A 15,722-nucleotide genomic window follows, 5' to 3' on the forward strand; every position below is an offset into this window, starting at 1 on the left:
CCAGACTTTCCTCGGAAACACCTGCATCCCGGGCAGGCCGAACTGGCGGCGAACTATATCACTGCAAAGGCTGAGCGCCCAAGCGAGAACCCGGCCAAGATCGCCGACTGAAGAGGGCCCGAGCGAGTTTCAGAGGGTTTTGGTAACCAGTAATGACAAAGCACGTCGAACTTGCGTGAGGCTTTGCCACATAACCGCTATAATCGCCGCCTTTTCATCGGCCCATACGATTCTGACATGAGCAAAACCCGCGACCTGATTCAATCGGCACAACGCACCATCCGCCTCGAAGTGGAAGCCGTCCAAGGCTTGATGGCCCATATCGACGCCGATTTCGTACGCGCTTGCGAGATGATTCTGGCCAGCAAGGGCCGCGTGGTCGTAGTCGGCATGGGCAAATCCGGGCACGTCGGCAACAAGATCGCCGCCACCCTGGCCAGCACCGGCACCCCGGCGTTTTTCGTGCATCCGGCCGAAGCCAGCCATGGCGACATGGGCATGATCACCCGCGACGACGTGATTCTGGCCCTGTCGAACTCTGGTTCGACCAATGAAATCGTAACGCTGCTGCCATTGATCAAACGCCTGGGTATCCAGTTGATCAGCGTCACCGGCAATCCGCAGTCGCCATTGGCGAAGGCCGCCGAGGTCAATCTCAATGTGCATGTCGAGCACGAAGCCTGCCCGCTGAATCTGGCACCGACCTCTTCGACCACGGCCGCGCTGGTCATGGGCGACGCTCTGGCCGTGGCCTTGCTGGAAGCGCGTGGTTTCACCGCTGAAGATTTTGCCTTCTCGCATCCGGGCGGCGCCCTTGGCCGTCGCCTGTTGCTGAAAGTCGAAAACGTCATGCACGCCGGGCAAGAGCTGCCGCAAGTACAACGCGGCACCCTGCTCAAAGACGCGCTGATGGAAATGACCCGCAAGGGTCTGGGCATGACCGCTATTATTGAAGCCGATGGCAAGCTCGCCGGGATCTTCACTGACGGCGATTTGCGCCGCACCCTGGATCGCGCCATCGACATCCGCAGCGCCACCATCGATCAGGTGATGACCGCACACGGCAAGACCGCCCGGCCCGACATGCTCGCCGCCGAAGCCCTGAAAATCATGGAAGACCATCGAATCAACGCCCTGGTAGTCGTCGACGAGGAGGATCGCCCGATCGGCGCCTTCAACCTCTCCGATCTGCTGCGCGCAGGAGTCATGTAATGAGCAACGATCTGCTGCAACGCGGCAAAGCGATCAAACTGGCAGTATTCGACGTCGACGGTGTGCTCACCGACGGGCGCCTGTACTTCCTCGAAGACGGCAGCGAGTTCAAGACCTTCAACACCCTTGACGGCCAAGGCATCAAAATGTTGATGAATGCCGGCGTGCAGACGGCGATCATCAGTGGTCGCAAGACCCCGGTGGTCGAGCGCCGCGCGAAGAACCTCGGCATCCCGCATCTGTTTCAGGGGCGCGAGGACAAACTGGTGGTACTCGACGGTCTGCTCGCGCAACTGGGCCTAAGCTATGAAGAAGTCGCCTATCTCGGTGACGATCTGCCAGACTTGCCGGTGATCCGCCGTGTAGGGCTGGGCATGGCGGTGGCCAACGCTGCCGATTTCGTCCGCGAACACGCCCACGGCGTTACCCGCGCCCGTGGCGGCGAAGGTGCCGCCCGCGAATTCTGCGAATTGATCCTGCGCGCCCAGGGCCGCCTCGAAGCGGCCAACGCCGCGTACCTGTGAGCCTGACCATGTTTAGCAAAAAGTTTCGCAACTTCCTGCTGTTCGGCTGCATCGCGGCGATTTTCGCTGCGGTCGGCTACTGGAACATCAGCCCGGAACGCTTCCTCGACAAGCCGCCGGTCTCGGCCGCCGAGAATCCGATCGACTGGTACGCGACCAACACGCACACCATTCAGTACCTGCCCGACGGCAAGGTGCAGTATGAGATGACCTCCGACAAGGCCGAACACGTCAAGGCCACTGATATCACGCTGGTGACCAAGCCTGATTTGAACATGTATCGCGGCACCGACTTCCCGTGGCACGTGACCAGCGAACGCGGCGAAGTGAACTCGGGCGGCACCGAAGTGGAATTGATCGATTCGGTACGCGTACAGCGCACCGACGAGAAACAGCGCGGCACCCTGATCACCAGCACCCGCATGACCGTGTTCCCGCAGCAGGAATATGCGCAGACTGCGCAACCCGTTAGAATCGAGGGCGCTGGCGGCGTATCGACTGGCGTCGGAATGAAAGCGTACCTGAAGGACAGCAGGATACACCTGCAATCGAACGTAAGAGGACAGTATGAGGCTCGTTAAAACCCTCCCTATTTTGCTCAGTCTGGGCGCAGCACTGGGAAGCGCGAGCGCCTGGTCCCTGCCGAACGATCAGCAGCAGCCTATCCGCATTCAGGCCGACGACGCCCAACTGGACGACAAGAATGGCATCGCCACCTATAAAGGTGACGTGATCATTACCCAGGGCTCGATGATCGTTAAAGGCAACACCGTGACCATGACGCGCGCGCCCAATGGCGACATCGACGTGGTGACCTCGGTAGGCAACCTGGCTTACTTCGAGCAGTTGCAGACACAGGGCGACGCCAACCCGGTCAAGGGCTACGGCGTGACGATTCAATACCACGCCCAGCAGAATCGGGTGGTGCTGATCGACAAGGCCAAGGTTATCGACAAGGATAACAACGTCACCCAAGGCGAAAAAATCGTCTACGACACCGTGAAGAAACTGGCCAGCGCCGGTCGCGCCACGGGCAGCAAGGTCACCGAATCGCGTCCGCGCATCGACATGGTGATCCAGCCGAAGAAGAAAACCGAAGAGAAATCCCAGTAATGGCAACTCTGAAAGCTCAGCACCTGGCCAAGGCCTATAAAAGCCGCCAGGTCGTGCGTGACGTCAGTCTGTCGATCGACAGCGGGCAGATCGTCGGCTTGCTCGGCCCGAACGGCGCCGGTAAAACGACGTGCTTCTACATGATCGTCGGCCTGGTGCAGGCGGATCAGGGCCGTGTGCTGATCGATGACCTGGACGTCAGCCACCAGCCGATGCACGGCCGCGCCAAGGCCGGTATCGGCTATCTGCCGCAAGAAGCGTCGATCTTCCGCAAACTGTCGGTTGCCGACAACATCATGGCGATCCTCGAGACTCGCCCGGAGCTGGACAAGGCCGGTCGGCGCAAGGAGCTGGAAAGCCTGCTGCAGGAATTCCACATCAGCCACATCCGCGACAACCTAGGCATGAGCCTGTCCGGTGGTGAGCGCCGCCGGGTGGAAATCGCTCGCGCCCTGGCCACTGCACCCAAGTTCATCCTGCTCGACGAACCGTTCGCCGGTGTCGACCCGATCTCGGTCGGCGACATCAAGCAGATCATTCACCACCTCAAGGCCAAGGGCATCGGTGTACTGATCACCGACCACAACGTCCGTGAGACCCTGGATATCTGCGAAACCGCTTACATCGTCAATGACGGTCAACTGATCGCCGAAGGTGATGCCGAGACCATCCTGGCCAACGATCTGGTCAAGGAAGTGTATCTGGGTCACGAGTTCCGCCTGTAAGCGCGACAGCGCTGTATCGATTCAAGGCGCATTTATCCGCTTTAATTGTTACAGCGCTCTAGGCAAACACTTCAGTTTCAGGCATATAATTTGCTTAAGTTTGGCGCTTCGGCGCCCTGTAGTGGATGGCGCAAAGCGCCGGCGAATAAGGTGTTAAGCCCCTGCCATGAAACCATCGCTAGTCTTGAGAATGGGCCAGCAGCTGACGATGACACCGCAGCTGCAACAGGCCATCCGCCTGCTCCAATTGTCGACCCTGGACCTGCAACAGGAGATCCAGGAGGCTCTGGAATCCAATCCGATGCTCGAGCGCCAGGAAGAAGGCGACGACTTCGACAACGCCGATCCTCTGGCCGACAACGCCGAACAGAAGCCCGCCGAAATCCAGGAACCCTCCTACCACGAAACCGCCCCGACGGTGGACAACCTCGAGGATGGCGAGTGGAACGAGCGCATCCCCAACGAACTGCCAGTGGATACCGCCTGGGAAGACGTCTACCAGACGAGCGCCAGCAGCCTGCCCAGCAGCGATGACGATGAGTGGGATTTCACCACCCGCACGTCCGCCGGCGAGAGCCTGCAGAGCCATCTGCTCTGGCAACTGAACCTGGCGCCGATGTCCGACACCGATCGCCTGATCGCCGTGACCCTGATCGACTGCATCAACAATCAGGGCTATCTGGACGAAACCCTCGAAGAAATTCTTGAAGCGTTCGATCCTGAACTGGACATCGAGCTCGACGAGATCGAAGCCGTCCTGCATCGCATCCAGCAATTCGAGCCCGCCGGGATCGGCGCCCGCAACCTCAGCGAATGCCTGCTGCTGCAATTGCGCCAGCTGCCCGCGAAGACGCCGTGGCTGACCGAGGCCAAGCGTCTGGTAGCCGATTACATCGACCTGCTCGGCAGTCGCGATTACAGCCAGTTGATGCGCCGGATGAAGCTCAAGGAAGACGAGCTGCGCCAGGTCATCGAACTGGTGCAGAGCCTCAATCCGCGTCCCGGTTCGCAGATCGAGTCGACAGAAGCCGAATATGTCATTCCCGATGTGATCGTGCGCAAGGACAACGAGCGCTGGCTGGTCGAGCTGAACCAGGAGTCGGTGCCACGCCTGCGTGTCAACGCCCAGTACGCCGGGTTTGTGAAACGTGCCGACACCAGCGCCGACAACACTTTCATGCGCAACCAGTTGCAGGAAGCCCGCTGGTTCATCAAGAGCCTGCAGAGCCGCAACGAAACCCTGATGAAAGTGGCCACGCAGATCGTCGAACATCAGCGCGGTTTCCTCGAATACGGCGACGAAGCGATGAAGCCCTTGGTATTGCATGACATCGCCGAAGCGGTCGGCATGCACGAATCGACGATTTCCCGGGTGACCACACAAAAATTCATGCATACCCCGCGCGGTATTTATGAGCTGAAATACTTTTTCTCCAGCCACGTCAGCACCTCCGAAGGCGGCGAATGCTCGTCCACGGCGATCCGCGCGATCATCAAGAAACTGGTCGCGGCGGAAAATCAGAAAAAGCCGTTGAGTGACAGCAAGATCGCTGGTTTACTGGAGGCACAAGGCATTCAGGTGGCTCGCCGCACCGTCGCCAAGTACCGCGAATCCCTCGGAATCGCGCCTTCGAGCGAACGCAAGCGGTTGATGTAAGCCACGTTACAGCGTTCCAGTGGCAGGCTTTTCGGCCTGCCGCTTTATGCACTGGCAACGAAGGAGAAGCTGTATGCAAGTCAACATCAGTGGACACCAACTGGAAGTGACCGAACCTCTGCGTTCCTACATCGAGGAAAAACTCGACCGATTGGAGAGGCATTTCGACAAAATCACCAACGTGCAAGTCACGATGTGCGTCGAAAAACTGCTGCAGAAGATCGAAGCCACACTGCATATACCCGGCGGAGAAGTAGTTGCCAACGCAGAGCACACAGACATGTATGCCGCGATTGATCTGCTGACCGACAAGCTGGATCGCCAACTCAAAAAGCATAAGGAAAAGACCCAGAGCCTCCTCCAGGGCGCGACCGGTCGTTAACACCCCTATCCATGATCCGACTTGAAACCATCCTGACCCCCGGCCGTTCCCAAGTGAACGCGCCGGGCGGCAGCAAGAAAAAAGCCCTCGAACAGATTGCCAACCTGATCCACCGCGAAGTGCCGGATCTGGCGATGCAGGATGTCTTCGAGGCGCTGATCGCCCGTGAAAAACTTGGCTCCACCGGTTTTGGCAACGGCATCGCCATTCCCCACTGCCGCCTCAAGGGCTGCACGGCACCAGTCAGTGCCCTGCTGCATCTTGAAGCCCCGATCGATTTCGACGCCATCGACGGCGCTCCGGTGGACCTGTTGTTCGTGCTGCTGGTCCCGGAAGCCGCAACCGACGCGCATCTGGAGTTGTTGCGCCAGATCGCCAGCATGCTCGACCGCAAGGAAGTGCGCGAAAAACTGCGCAGCGCCGCGAGCAGCGAAGCCTTGTACCAGGTTGTACTGGACGAGCAGAACGGGCACTAATCATGCGTTTGATCATCGTCAGTGGCCGTTCGGGCTCGGGTAAAAGTACCGCCCTGAATGTCCTTGAGGACAACGGCTACTACTGCATCGACAACCTGCCGGCCGGCTTGCTGCCGGAACTGGCCGAGCGGGCGCTGATCCATACTGAACTGGCGCAGCCGCTGGTTGCCGTGTCGATCGATGCGCGCAACCTGCCGAGCCATCTGTCACGTTTCCCGGAATTGCTCGAAGACGTGCGTGCCAAGCATATCAAGTGTGATGTGCTGTACCTGGACGCCGACGAGGAAACCCTGCTCAAGCGTTTTTCCGAGACCCGTCGTCGTCACCCGCTGAGCAACGCCAATCGCTCACTGGCCGAGGCGATTCACGATGAAACCGCCCTGCTCGGCCCGATCGCCGATCTGGCCGACCTGAAAATCAACACTACTAGCCTGAACCTCTATCAGCTTCGCGACACCCTGAAGCTGCGCCTGCTGAATCAGCCGGAACCCGGCACGGCGTTTCTGGTTGAATCATTTGGCTTCAAGCGCGGCATGCCGGTCGATGCCGATCTGGTCTTCGATGTGCGCTGCCTGCCCAATCCGTACTGGAAACCGGAGCTGCGCGCGCAATCGGGCCTTGATGCACCGGTGGCCGAGTACCTGGCGCAGCAGCCGGATGTCGAAGAAATGTATCAGGACATCTACGCCTACCTGAACAAGTGGCTGCCACGTTTCGCCGCCAGCAACCGTGCTTACGTGACCATTGCCATCGGCTGCACCGGCGGGCACCACCGCTCCGTCTACCTGACCGAACGTTTGGGTCAGGCCCTGCAGAAAACCCTGAAGAACGTCCAGGTTCGCCACCGCGACCTCACCTAAAGGATCCACACCGCGATGCCTGCTCGTGAAATCGAAATCATCAATAAACTGGGTCTGCATGCCCGGGCATCGGCCAAATTCGTCGGCGTAGCGGGTCAGTATCCAGACTGCACGATCCGAGTGGGACGCACACCTGAAACTACTGTCGACGGCAAGAGCATCATGGCGATGATGATGCTCGCGGCGGGCAAAGGCACCAAGATCCATTTGAGCACCGAAGGTGAACAGGCTCAGGAAGCCATGGACGCATTGGTCGATCTGATCGAAAGGTATTTCGACGAAGGTGAATAATCCTTGAGGCGGGGCACACTGTTCCTCGCCTTCATTCAACCCAACGCCGTATCCATCACCATCATCAGACAAAACCCGACCAACAGGCCCAGACTGGCCAGCTTGTCATGCCCATGACGGCGCGATTCCGGGATCACTTCGTGGGTCACCACCAGCAACATCGCCCCGGCCGCCAGTGCCAGCCCCAGCGGCAACAGCACCTGAGCCAGACTCACCAGCCACGCGCATAACAGTGCAAATACCGGTTCGACCAGCCCAGACGCCGCGCCGATCAAAAATGCCCTGACCCGCGACATCCCTGCCCCGGCCAGCACCAACGCAATCACCAGCCCTTCCGGTACATCCTGCAACGCAATGCCCATCGCCAGGCTGTCGGCGTCCGCCATCCCGCCGCCGGCAGATACGCCAACCGCCATGCCTTCCGGAATGTTGTGCGCGATGATGGCGAACACGAACAGCCAGATTCGTGGTGGAATCACCGGATGCTCCAGCGTGCCGACGAGCATCTCCGGCGAGGCACCGGAAACGCGCCGATCCACCAGATACAGACCGAACGCGCCGAGCAGGATGCCGAAGCAGATCAGGCCACTGGCGGCCCACGGCGTAAGACCAAGACTCTCCGCCGCAGCAATGCCCGGCACGATCAGCGAAAACGCCGTCGCCGCCAGCATCACCCCGGCGCCAAATCCCAGCAAGGTGTCGCTGAGTGCCTGCGGCATGCGCCGGATCACCAGCACCGGCACGGCGCCAAGCGCCGTGCCCAAAGCGCAGATGGCACCGCCCTGCAAGGCGCGCAACAGCCGCGGTTCCAGATTCAGCCACTGCAAACCGTGGGCGACCAGCAAAGTCATCCCCGCCAACAGCAACAGCGAGCCCACCGCGTAACGAAACATGCGTCCGCTGGCAATCGCCAGTGTTTCCGTGCCCATAGTCAGCCCTGATTGTTTTTGTGGAAGGCTTAAACCAGTGCGGCCTGATAGCGCGCAGCAACTTCCGGCCAGTTGATTACGTTGTAGAACGCGTTGATGTATTCCGGACGACGGTTCTGGTAGCGCAGGTAGTAGGCATGCTCCCAGACGTCGAGACCGAGGATGGGGGTATTGCCGTTCATCAACGGGCTGTCCTGATTGCCGCTGCTTTCCACAACCAGCTTTTTCGCCGGCGTCACGCTGAGCCAGGCCCAGCCGCTGCCGAAACGGGTCAGCGCGGCTTTGGTGAAGGCTTCCTTGAAGCTGTCGAGTCCGCCCAGTTGCTCATCAATAGCCGTGGCCAGCGCGCCGTCGGGCTTGCCGCCTCCGTTGGGCACCATCACTTCCCAGAACAGCGAGTGATTGGCGTGACCGCCGCCCTGATTGATCACCGCCGCGCGAAGTTTTTCCGGTAGTTGCTGGACGCTGGCGACGAGTTTTTCCACCGGCCATTCGGCAAACTCGGTGCCTTCTACGGCGGCGTTGAGGTTGTTGATGTAGGTCTGGTGATGCTTGGTGTAATGGATCTCCATGGTCTGCGCATCGATGTGCGGCTCGAGGGCATCGTAGGCGTAAGGCAAGGCAGGCAAGGTAAAAGCCATTTCAATGGACTCCATGCTGATGAGAAGTTGAGGCGCGGCGGGCATTGCCGGTGTCGGAATGCAGCAGGCGTTGGGTGCGCGGGTACTCGCCGTGCTCGCTGATGAAATTCAACAGTTCGACGTAGGTCTTGCTGCTCTGGCGCAACGCCGCCTCACGCAGCGCCGGGCGAAGGCGTTCGTCCTGCATGGTCTGCAACAAACGTTGATGGATAGCGCACAGGTATTCGGCGCTCTCCTCCGGTTGGTTCAGGCGCAAATGCAGGTCGGCGAGGTTGTGATGAGAGACGACGCAGGCCGCCACCGCTTCGTCGGCATCCGCCCAGCGTTCGAACAACACTTGCGCCAGGGCCAGGGCTTGCAGGTAAGCCTCACGGGCGTCGATCAGTTCGCCCAGCATGAAGCAGCGATTGGCCCGTTCGATCGTGCGTTTCCAGTGCTCCATGGTGAGCCTCCAAAGCGGTTGCGGGGTTTACACGCCGCCGGCGGTGAGTTTCTCGGGGTTGAGCAACTCTTCCAGCTGGCTGCGCGACAGGTCGGTGTGTTCCAGAGCGACGTCGATCACCGCGCGGCCTTCCTTGTAGGCCTGCTTGGCGATTTCGGCGGCTTTCTGGTAACCGATGATGGGGTTGAGCGCGGTGACCAGAATTGGGTTGCGCGACAACGCTTCTTGCAAGCGCGATTCGTTGACCTTGAAAGTAGCGATTGCCTTGTCACCGAGCAGGCGACTGGAATTAGCCAGCAGTTCGATGCTGCTCAGCAGGTTGTGCGCGATGATCGGCAGCATCACGTTCAGTTCGAAGTTGCCGGATTGACCGGCGACGGTGATCACCGAGTCGTTGCCGATCACTTGCGCAGCGACCATCGCTGTGGCTTCCGGGATCACCGGGTTGACCTTGCCGGGCATGATCGATGAACCCGGTTGCAGCGCTTGCAGTTCAATTTCGCCGAGGCCGGCCAGGGGACCTGAGTTCATCCAGCGCAGGTCGTTGGCGATTTTCATCAGCGACACCGCAGTAGCTTTGAGCTGGCCGGAGACAGAGACTGCCGTGTCCTGCGAGCCAATCAGCGCGAACAGATCCTTGCCCGGGGTGAACTGCACGTCGGTCAGTTGGCTCAGATGCCGACTGAATCGCGCGGCGAACTCCGGATGCGCATTGATCCCGGTACCGACCGCGGTGCCGCCCTGCGCCAGCGCTTGCAGGCTTGGCAGCAAATCCTGCAGATGGCCGATATTGGCCTTGAGCTGCTGCGCCCAACCGTTGAGCACCTGGCTCATGCGCACCGGCATCGCGTCCATCAGGTGAGTGCGCCCGGTCTTCACATGGTGATGCACTTGCTCGGCCTTGCGCTCGATGACCTGGACCAGATGCAACAGCGCCGGCAGCAATTGTTCATGCAGCGCCAGCGCGGCGCTGACGTGGATGGTGGTCGGGATGATGTCGTTGCTGCTTTGCCCGCAGTTGACATGATCGTTGGCGTTGACCGGCTCGCCGAGCATGCGACTGGCCAGCGTCGCGATCACTTCGTTGGCGTTCATGTTCGAGCTGGTGCCGGACCCGGTCTGGAAGATATCCACCGGGAAATGCTGCATGAAATCGCCTTCGAGCAGACCTTGCGCGGCATCATTGATGGCTTTGCCCTGGGCCGCGCTGATCTGGTTCAGCTCAACGTTGGCCCGGGCAGCGGCGGCTTTGGCGAGGATCAGCGCGCGGATGAACTGCGTCGGCATCGGCTTGCCGCTGATCGGGAAGTTGTCCACGGCGCGCTGGGTCTGCGCGCCATAGAGCGCATCGACCGGCACCTGCAGTTCGCCCATGCTGTCGCGCTCAATACGTGTCTTGGTCATGCGAATGTCCTTGCAGCAAATCAATGAGAGGAATCGACGGTTGCAACTCGCAAGTGGCGAGCTGCCAGGTGTAGCGTTGCCAGCGCCGCAAGCGGCATTGGCATAGCGACAGGCGCTCCATTTCACGCAAGGGGCGCCAGGCTTGATCGAGACAGACGCTGCGCCAGTGCCACGGCAACGCGATGTCGGTGGCGGTATCGAGCAGCAGACGGAAAGACGTTTCGGCGACAGTCCAGGGCGAAGTGGCTGTGCAACAGGACAGATAGCGTCCTTCGGCGAGGTAGTGTTCGATCAGGCGCGGTTCGTCAGGATCCAGCGCGCAACGGATCTGGCGGCTCATCCAGCGCCAGCTTTCGAGGTAAGGCTGCTCGTGCAAGGCAGAACTCATGATCCGGGACTCGTTCGGAGATGAGATTTATTATTAGATGATAATGATAACCAACACAAGCACTCGAGTTTGCGCTGCTCACTTGTGGGAGCGAGCCTGCTTGCGAATGCGCTGTGTCAGTCAGCACATTTACAACTGATCCACCGCTTTCGCGAGCAGGCTCGCTCCCACAGGGGATTTGTGCGAAGCGAAGAAAAAAGGCGCGCCATCCAGAACGGATGGCGCGCCTTTTTTTGTTGGCGGATTCGCGGCTTAGCTGCCGGCGACAGTCATCCGCTCGATCAACACCGAGCCGGTGCGGATGTTGCTGCGCAGCTCCAGATCATTACCCACCGCGACAATCTGCTTGAACATGTCGCGCATGTTGCCGGCGATGGTCACTTCCTGCACAGCGAACTGGATCTCGCCGTTTTCCACCCAGAAGCCCGCCGCACCGCGCGAATAGTCGCCGGTGACCATGTTCAGGCCGTGGCCCATCAATTCGGTGACCAGCAGTCCTCGGCCCATGCGCTTCAACAGCGCTGCCTGATCCTCGTCGCCATGGGTGACGAACAGGTTGTGCACACCGCCCGCGTTGGCGGTGCTCGGCATGCCCAGTTTGCGCCCGGAATAGGTGCCGAGGATGTACGAGACCAACTCGCCCTTTTCGACGAACGGTTTCGCGTAAGTTGCCAGGCCATCACCGTCGTAGGAAGCACTGCCCATGGCACGCATCAGATGCGGACGCTCATCAATGGTCAGCCATTCCGGGAACAGCTTCTGCCCCAGTGTGCCTTCCAGAAACGACGATTTGCGATACAGGCTGCCGCCCGACACGGCCGAGAGGAAGCTGCCGAACAGACCGCCCGCCAGTTCGGCGGAAAACAGCACCGGCACTTCGCAGGTCGGCACCGGCCGCGCGCCCAGACGGCTGGCTGCACGTTGCGCGGCACGCTGGCCGATGCTCACCGGATCGGCGAGCAGACTGCCCTGGCGATTGACGTCGTACCAGTAATCGCGCTGCATCTGCCCGTCAGCTTCGGCGATCATCACGCAGCTCAGGCTGTGCCGGGTCGACGCGTAGCCGCCGATGAAACCGTGGCTGTTGCCGTAAACCCGGCAGCCCTGATGGGTGCTGAGGGTGGTGCCGTCGGCGTTCTTGATCCGCGCATCGGCATCGAACGCCGCCGCCTCGCAGAGCAAAGCCTTCTCGATGGCCTGCTCCGGGGTGATGTCCCATTCGTGGAACAGGTCGAAATCCTGCACACCCCTGGCCATCAGTGCGGCGTCGGCGAGGCCCGAGGCTTCGTCCTCGGAGGTGTGTTTGGCGATCGCGAGTGCTGCAGCGACGGTTTCACGAATCGCCTCCGGCCCGGTGGCCGAGGTGCTGGCCGAGCCTTTGCGCTGGCCGACATACAAGGTAATGCCAAAACCCTGATCACGATTGAATTCAACGGTTTCGACCTCGCGCTGACGCACCGAAGTCGACAGGCCTTGCTCCAGCGACACCGCGACTTCACAGGCGCTGGCGCCCTGGCGCTTGGCTTCGGCGATGATCTGCTCGACCTGTTCTTGCAGTGCCGGCAATGCCTGCGGGCCGACGCTTTGAACTGCACTCATGCTCATCTCCACTCAAATTCTGCTTTCGGCTGGGGTCATCGAGCGACCGGGCCGGACAAGCGGCCCCCGACTGGTTATCATGGCGGCGTTTCTTTGCGGACTGCCACCATGGTTGATTCTTACGACGACTCCCTCGATACGGGAGAAAAAAGCAAATCTCAGGTCAAACGCGAGTTGCATGCGCTGGTTGACCTCGGCGAGCGCCTGACCACACTCAAGCCTGATCTGGTCGCCAAACTGCCGTTGACCGACGCTTTGCGCCGGGCATTGGCCGATGCGCCCAAGCACACCGCGAACATCGCGCGTAAACGGCATTTGCAGTTCATCGGCAAACTGATGCGCGACCAGGACACTGACGCGATTCTGACTCTGCTCGATCAACTCGATGCCTCCACTCGCCAGTACAACGAGCGTTTCCATAATCTGGAACGCTGGCGTGACCGCCTGATCGCGGGCGATGACGCCGTGCTGGAGAAATTCGTCATCGAGTACCCGGACGCCGATCGCCAGCAATTGCGTTCCCTGATCCGTCAGGCCCAGCATGAGGTTGCGCAAAACAAACCACCTGCTTCGAGCCGCAAGATCTTCAAATACATTCGGGAGCTGGACGAGACTCAACGCGGCCTGCGTTGAAAATCGCCACCGGGTGGCCGTCCTGCGCGCCACCCGAAAGCCCCGCCTCTCTTATGCGCCCGTGCCACCCACGGTAATCGCATCGATTTTCAGCGTTGGCTGGCCGACTCCCACCGGCACCGACTGCCCATCCTTGCCGCACGTACCCACACCGCTGTCCAGCGCCAGATCGTTACCGACCATCGACACCCGGCTCATCGCCTCGGGGCCGTTGCCGATCAATGTCGCGCCTTTGACCGGTGCGGTGATCTTGCCGTCCTCAATCAGATAAGCCTCGCTGGTGGAGAATACGAACTTGCCGCTGGTGATATCGACCTGACCGCCGCCGAGGTTCGCGCAGTAGATGCCCTTCTTCACCGAAGCGATGATTTCCGCCGGATCACTTTCGCCACCGAGCATGTAGGTGTTGGTCATCCGTGGCATCGGCAGGTGAGCGTAGGATTCGCGGCGACCGTTACCGGTGCGCGCCACGCCCATCAGCCGCGCGTTGAGCTTGTCTTGCATGTAGCCCTTGAGTACGCCGTTTTCGATCAGCATAGTGCACTCGGTCGGCGTGCCTTCGTCATCGACGCTGAGCGAACCGCGACGGCCGCTCAAGGTGCCGTCATCGACGATGGTACAAAGTTTGGAGGCAACCATTTCACCCATGCGCCCGCTGTAGGCCGAGCTGCCCTTGCGGTTGAAATCGCCTTCCAGACCGTGACCGACCGCTTCGTGCAGCAGCACGCCGGACCAGCCGGAACCGAGCACCACCGGCAAGGTACCGGCCGGCGCCGGAATCGCTTCCAGATTCACCAGCGCCTGGCGCAGCGCTTCGCGGGCATAACCCATGGCGCGGTCTTCGGCGAGGAAGTAGCGGTAATCGGTACGCCCACCGCCGCCGTGCCCGCCGCGTTCGCGACGGCCATTCTGCTCAACAATGACGCTAACGTTGAAGCGCACCAGCGGTCGCACGTCGGCGGCCAGGCCACCGTCGGTGGAGGCCACCAGGATTCGCTCCCAGACCCCGGCCATGCTCACGCTGACCTGCTGAATCCGTGGGTCGAGTGCGCGGGTGGCGACGTCGATGCGTTTGAGCAACTCGACTTTTTCCGCGCGGCTGAGCACTTCCAGCGGGTTATCGGGCGCGTACAGTTGCGCGACGTCCTGACTGGTGAATGCCTGCACGGTGCCGTTCTGCCCGGCACGTGAGATCGAACGCGCGGCGCGGGCCGCTGCACCGAGGGCTTCGAGGGTGATCGCGTTGCTGTAGGCAAAACCGGTTTTCTCACCGGACTGCGCGCGCACGCCGACACCTTGGTCGAGGTTGAAGCTGCCTTCCTTGACGATGCCGTCTTCCAGCGCCCACGACTCGGAGATCTGGCCCTGGAAATACAGGTCGGCGGCATCGATGCCCGGCCCGGCCAGATCGCCGAGCACGCCTTGCAGGCTCTCGATCGTGACACCGCCGGGTGCCAACAGGTGATCACTGACTGAGGACAACAACTCGCTCATAGGTTTACGCCTTAAATTCGTGTTCTGAAGCAGGCCGCTGGGCGCCCTGCGAGAAAAACCGCCGATGACGCGTCACCGGCATGCGCGCCCGGATGGACGCTTGTTCATCGCTGTCGCGGGCGGCCAGCAACACCGCCTCGCCTTGATCCTGCTGGACCAGCACACGCCCCCACGGATCGACAATCGCCGCATGCCCGAAGGTCTCGCGTGGCCCCGGATGACTGCCGCCCTGTGCGGCCGCGAGGATATAACACTGTGTTTCGATGGCCCGCGCGCGGATCAGTACATCCCAATGCGCGGCGCCGGTTACGGCCGTAAAGGCCGACGGTGCGGTAATCAACTCGGCACCGGCGGCACGCAATTCGCTGTACAGCTCCGGGAAGCGCAAGTCGTAACACACGCTCAGACCGACGCGCCCCACCGGCGTATCCGCCACCACTACATTACCGCCATAAGCATAGTCATCGGATTCACGGTACCGGCCGCGATTGTCGGCGACATCGACATCGAACAGATGCAGCTTGTCATAGCGCGCGACAATCTCGCCGTGCTCGTTGATCAACAACGAGCAGGCATTGGCTTTGGCCGTGGGTTGACCCAACGGTGGCAACGGCAAAGTGCCGGCGACTATCCATAAGGTGAGGTCGCGGGCGGTCTGTTTCAACCAGGGCAGGATCGGCCCTTCGCCCAAGGCCTCGGCGCGGCCGATATCGGCGACGTCGCGACGGCCCATGGCGGCGAAGTTTTCCGGCAGCACCGCAAGTTTCGCCCCGCCGGCGGCGGCCTGTTCAAGCAGGCGTCGGGCTTGGGCCAGATTGGCCAGCACGTCACTCTGGCTGACCATTTGAATCACCGCTAAAGACATGGCCGCTCCTCGGGATTTGCATATGACTGTGTAGCAGCTGCCGAAGGCTGCGATCTGTTGATTTTTTTAAGAGCCAGATCAAAAGAT

The 15,722-nt window shown here is 60.7% G+C and carries 19 protein-coding genes; 11 read left to right on the top strand and 8 right to left on the bottom strand.

Annotated elements, in window-relative coordinates; genetic code table 11:
- Positions 1-237 precede the first annotated feature (237 nt).
- The 10 genes from AB4N47_RS18810 to AB4N47_RS18855 all read left to right on the top strand — a co-directional run bounded on the left by AB4N47_RS18810 (position 238) and on the right by AB4N47_RS18855 (position 7,240).
- Positions 238-1,212 (top strand): KpsF/GutQ family sugar-phosphate isomerase, encoded by a 975-nt coding sequence (locus tag AB4N47_RS18810; RefSeq protein ID WP_041477981.1) that lies wholly within the window; start codon positions 238-240, stop codon positions 1,210-1,212.
- On the top strand, positions 1,212-1,736 hold the full coding sequence (locus tag AB4N47_RS18815; protein ID WP_016771677.1) for a KdsC family phosphatase: 525 nt from the start codon (positions 1,212-1,214) through the stop codon (positions 1,734-1,736). Before AB4N47_RS18810 ends, AB4N47_RS18815 begins: the two co-directional genes overlap by 1 nt.
- Positions 1,737-1,744: 8 nt before the next feature.
- A complete protein-coding gene (lptC, locus tag AB4N47_RS18820) occupies positions 1,745-2,317 on the top strand; it encodes an LPS export ABC transporter periplasmic protein LptC (RefSeq protein WP_041477980.1) in 573 nt (190 codons plus the stop codon).
- Positions 2,304-2,849, top strand: coding sequence for a lipopolysaccharide transport periplasmic protein LptA (gene lptA, locus AB4N47_RS18825; RefSeq protein ID WP_016771679.1), 546 nt, complete (start codon positions 2,304-2,306; stop codon positions 2,847-2,849). The genes lptC and lptA overlap by 14 nt, the downstream gene beginning before the upstream one ends.
- Positions 2,849-3,574: an LPS export ABC transporter ATP-binding protein gene (lptB, locus tag AB4N47_RS18830; RefSeq protein ID WP_024011621.1), complete on the top strand. Its 726-nt coding sequence runs from the start codon at positions 2,849-2,851 to the stop codon at positions 3,572-3,574. Before lptA ends, lptB begins: the two co-directional genes overlap by 1 nt.
- A 166-nt stretch (positions 3,575-3,740) precedes the next feature.
- On the top strand, positions 3,741-5,231 hold the full coding sequence (locus AB4N47_RS18835; protein ID WP_341639093.1) for an RNA polymerase factor sigma-54: 1,491 nt from the start codon (positions 3,741-3,743) through the stop codon (positions 5,229-5,231).
- Between the two features lie 73 nt (positions 5,232-5,304).
- Entirely contained in the window at positions 5,305-5,613 is a 309-nt protein-coding gene (gene hpf, locus AB4N47_RS18840) for a ribosome hibernation-promoting factor, HPF/YfiA family (protein ID WP_341639092.1), read from the top strand.
- Positions 5,614-5,624: 11 nt separating this feature from the next.
- On the top strand, positions 5,625-6,089 hold the full coding sequence (gene ptsN / locus AB4N47_RS18845; RefSeq protein ID WP_341639091.1) for a PTS IIA-like nitrogen regulatory protein PtsN: 465 nt from the start codon (positions 5,625-5,627) through the stop codon (positions 6,087-6,089).
- A gap of 2 nt (positions 6,090-6,091) precedes the next feature.
- Entirely contained in the window at positions 6,092-6,949 is an 858-nt protein-coding gene (rapZ, locus tag AB4N47_RS18850) for an RNase adapter RapZ (protein WP_016771684.1), read from the top strand.
- Positions 6,950-6,964: 15 nt separating this feature from the next.
- Positions 6,965-7,240 carry an HPr family phosphocarrier protein gene (locus AB4N47_RS18855; RefSeq protein ID WP_016771685.1) on the top strand — a complete coding sequence of 92 codons (276 nt, stop codon included), beginning with the start codon at positions 6,965-6,967 and terminating at the stop codon, positions 7,238-7,240.
- Between the two features lie 35 nt (positions 7,241-7,275).
- On the opposite strand, the gene AB4N47_RS18860 is transcribed toward AB4N47_RS18855, so the two are convergent.
- The 6 genes from AB4N47_RS18860 to pmbA form a co-directional block, all read right to left on the bottom strand.
- Positions 7,276-8,169 (bottom strand): ZIP family metal transporter, encoded by an 894-nt coding sequence (locus tag AB4N47_RS18860; RefSeq protein ID WP_341639090.1) that lies wholly within the window; start codon positions 8,167-8,169, stop codon positions 7,276-7,278.
- Positions 8,170-8,198: 29 nt separating this feature from the next.
- Positions 8,199-8,810, bottom strand: a complete 612-nt coding sequence (locus tag AB4N47_RS18865) for a superoxide dismutase (RefSeq protein WP_341639089.1) — start codon at positions 8,808-8,810, stop codon at positions 8,199-8,201.
- 1 nt (position 8,811) lies between these two features.
- On the bottom strand, positions 8,812-9,252 hold the full coding sequence (locus AB4N47_RS18870) for a hypothetical protein (protein ID WP_341639088.1): 441 nt from the start codon (positions 9,250-9,252) through the stop codon (positions 8,812-8,814).
- A gap of 27 nt (positions 9,253-9,279) precedes the next feature.
- Positions 9,280-10,656, bottom strand: coding sequence for a class II fumarate hydratase (locus AB4N47_RS18875; RefSeq protein WP_460154301.1), 1,377 nt, complete (start codon positions 10,654-10,656; stop codon positions 9,280-9,282).
- Positions 10,637-11,044, bottom strand: coding sequence for a hypothetical protein (locus AB4N47_RS18880; protein WP_016771690.1), 408 nt, complete (start codon positions 11,042-11,044; stop codon positions 10,637-10,639). The genes AB4N47_RS18875 and AB4N47_RS18880 overlap by 20 nt, the downstream gene beginning before the upstream one ends.
- 252 nt (positions 11,045-11,296) lie before the next feature.
- Positions 11,297-12,643, bottom strand: coding sequence for a metalloprotease PmbA (gene pmbA, locus AB4N47_RS18885; protein WP_445941216.1), 1,347 nt, complete (start codon positions 12,641-12,643; stop codon positions 11,297-11,299).
- 108 nt (positions 12,644-12,751) lie between these two features.
- On the opposite strand from pmbA, the gene yjgA reads away from it, so the two are divergent.
- Complete coding sequence (yjgA, locus tag AB4N47_RS18890) at positions 12,752-13,276, top strand: ribosome biogenesis factor YjgA (RefSeq protein ID WP_016771692.1); 525 nt, start codon at positions 12,752-12,754, stop codon at positions 13,274-13,276.
- Between the two features lie 51 nt (positions 13,277-13,327).
- Here yjgA and tldD read toward each other — a convergent pair whose 3' ends face one another.
- Positions 13,328-14,770, bottom strand: coding sequence for a metalloprotease TldD (gene tldD, locus AB4N47_RS18895; RefSeq protein ID WP_341639086.1), 1,443 nt, complete (start codon positions 14,768-14,770; stop codon positions 13,328-13,330).
- A gap of 4 nt (positions 14,771-14,774) precedes the next feature.
- Positions 14,775-15,635, bottom strand: coding sequence for a carbon-nitrogen hydrolase family protein (locus AB4N47_RS18900; RefSeq protein ID WP_341639085.1), 861 nt, complete (start codon positions 15,633-15,635; stop codon positions 14,775-14,777).
- Positions 15,636-15,722 lie beyond the last annotated feature (87 nt).

This window comes from Pseudomonas sp. S3_G06, from assembly GCF_054667565.1.

Bases quoted from the DNA above. Each gene is read 5' to 3' on its own strand.
- AB4N47_RS18810 (WP_041477981.1), top strand. From the start codon at position 238: ATGAGCAAAACCCGCGACCTGATTCAATCGGCACAACGCACCATCCGC.
- AB4N47_RS18815 (WP_016771677.1), top strand. From the start codon at position 1,212: ATGAGCAACGATCTGCTGCAACGCGGCAAAGCGATCAAACTGGCAGTA.
- lptC (WP_041477980.1), top strand. From the start codon at position 1,745: ATGTTTAGCAAAAAGTTTCGCAACTTCCTGCTGTTCGGCTGCATCGCG.
- lptA (WP_016771679.1), top strand. From the start codon at position 2,304: ATGAGGCTCGTTAAAACCCTCCCTATTTTGCTCAGTCTGGGCGCAGCA.
- lptB (WP_024011621.1), top strand. From the start codon at position 2,849: ATGGCAACTCTGAAAGCTCAGCACCTGGCCAAGGCCTATAAAAGCCGC.
- AB4N47_RS18835 (WP_341639093.1), top strand. From the start codon at position 3,741: ATGAAACCATCGCTAGTCTTGAGAATGGGCCAGCAGCTGACGATGACA.
- hpf (WP_341639092.1), top strand. From the start codon at position 5,305: ATGCAAGTCAACATCAGTGGACACCAACTGGAAGTGACCGAACCTCTG.
- ptsN (WP_341639091.1), top strand. From the start codon at position 5,625: ATGATCCGACTTGAAACCATCCTGACCCCCGGCCGTTCCCAAGTGAAC.
- rapZ (WP_016771684.1), top strand. From the start codon at position 6,092: ATGCGTTTGATCATCGTCAGTGGCCGTTCGGGCTCGGGTAAAAGTACC.
- AB4N47_RS18855 (WP_016771685.1), top strand. From the start codon at position 6,965: ATGCCTGCTCGTGAAATCGAAATCATCAATAAACTGGGTCTGCATGCC.
- AB4N47_RS18860 (WP_341639090.1), bottom strand. From the start codon at position 8,169: ATGGGCACGGAAACACTGGCGATTGCCAGCGGACGCATGTTTCGTTAC.
- AB4N47_RS18865 (WP_341639089.1), bottom strand. From the start codon at position 8,810: ATGGCTTTTACCTTGCCTGCCTTGCCTTACGCCTACGATGCCCTCGAG.
- AB4N47_RS18870 (WP_341639088.1), bottom strand. From the start codon at position 9,252: ATGGAGCACTGGAAACGCACGATCGAACGGGCCAATCGCTGCTTCATG.
- AB4N47_RS18875 (WP_460154301.1), bottom strand. From the start codon at position 10,656: ATGACCAAGACACGTATTGAGCGCGACAGCATGGGCGAACTGCAGGTG.
- AB4N47_RS18880 (WP_016771690.1), bottom strand. From the start codon at position 11,044: ATGAGTTCTGCCTTGCACGAGCAGCCTTACCTCGAAAGCTGGCGCTGG.
- pmbA (WP_445941216.1), bottom strand. From the start codon at position 12,643: ATGAGTGCAGTTCAAAGCGTCGGCCCGCAGGCATTGCCGGCACTGCAA.
- yjgA (WP_016771692.1), top strand. From the start codon at position 12,752: ATGGTTGATTCTTACGACGACTCCCTCGATACGGGAGAAAAAAGCAAA.
- tldD (WP_341639086.1), bottom strand. From the start codon at position 14,770: ATGAGCGAGTTGTTGTCCTCAGTCAGTGATCACCTGTTGGCACCCGGC.
- AB4N47_RS18900 (WP_341639085.1), bottom strand. From the start codon at position 15,635: ATGTCTTTAGCGGTGATTCAAATGGTCAGCCAGAGTGACGTGCTGGCC.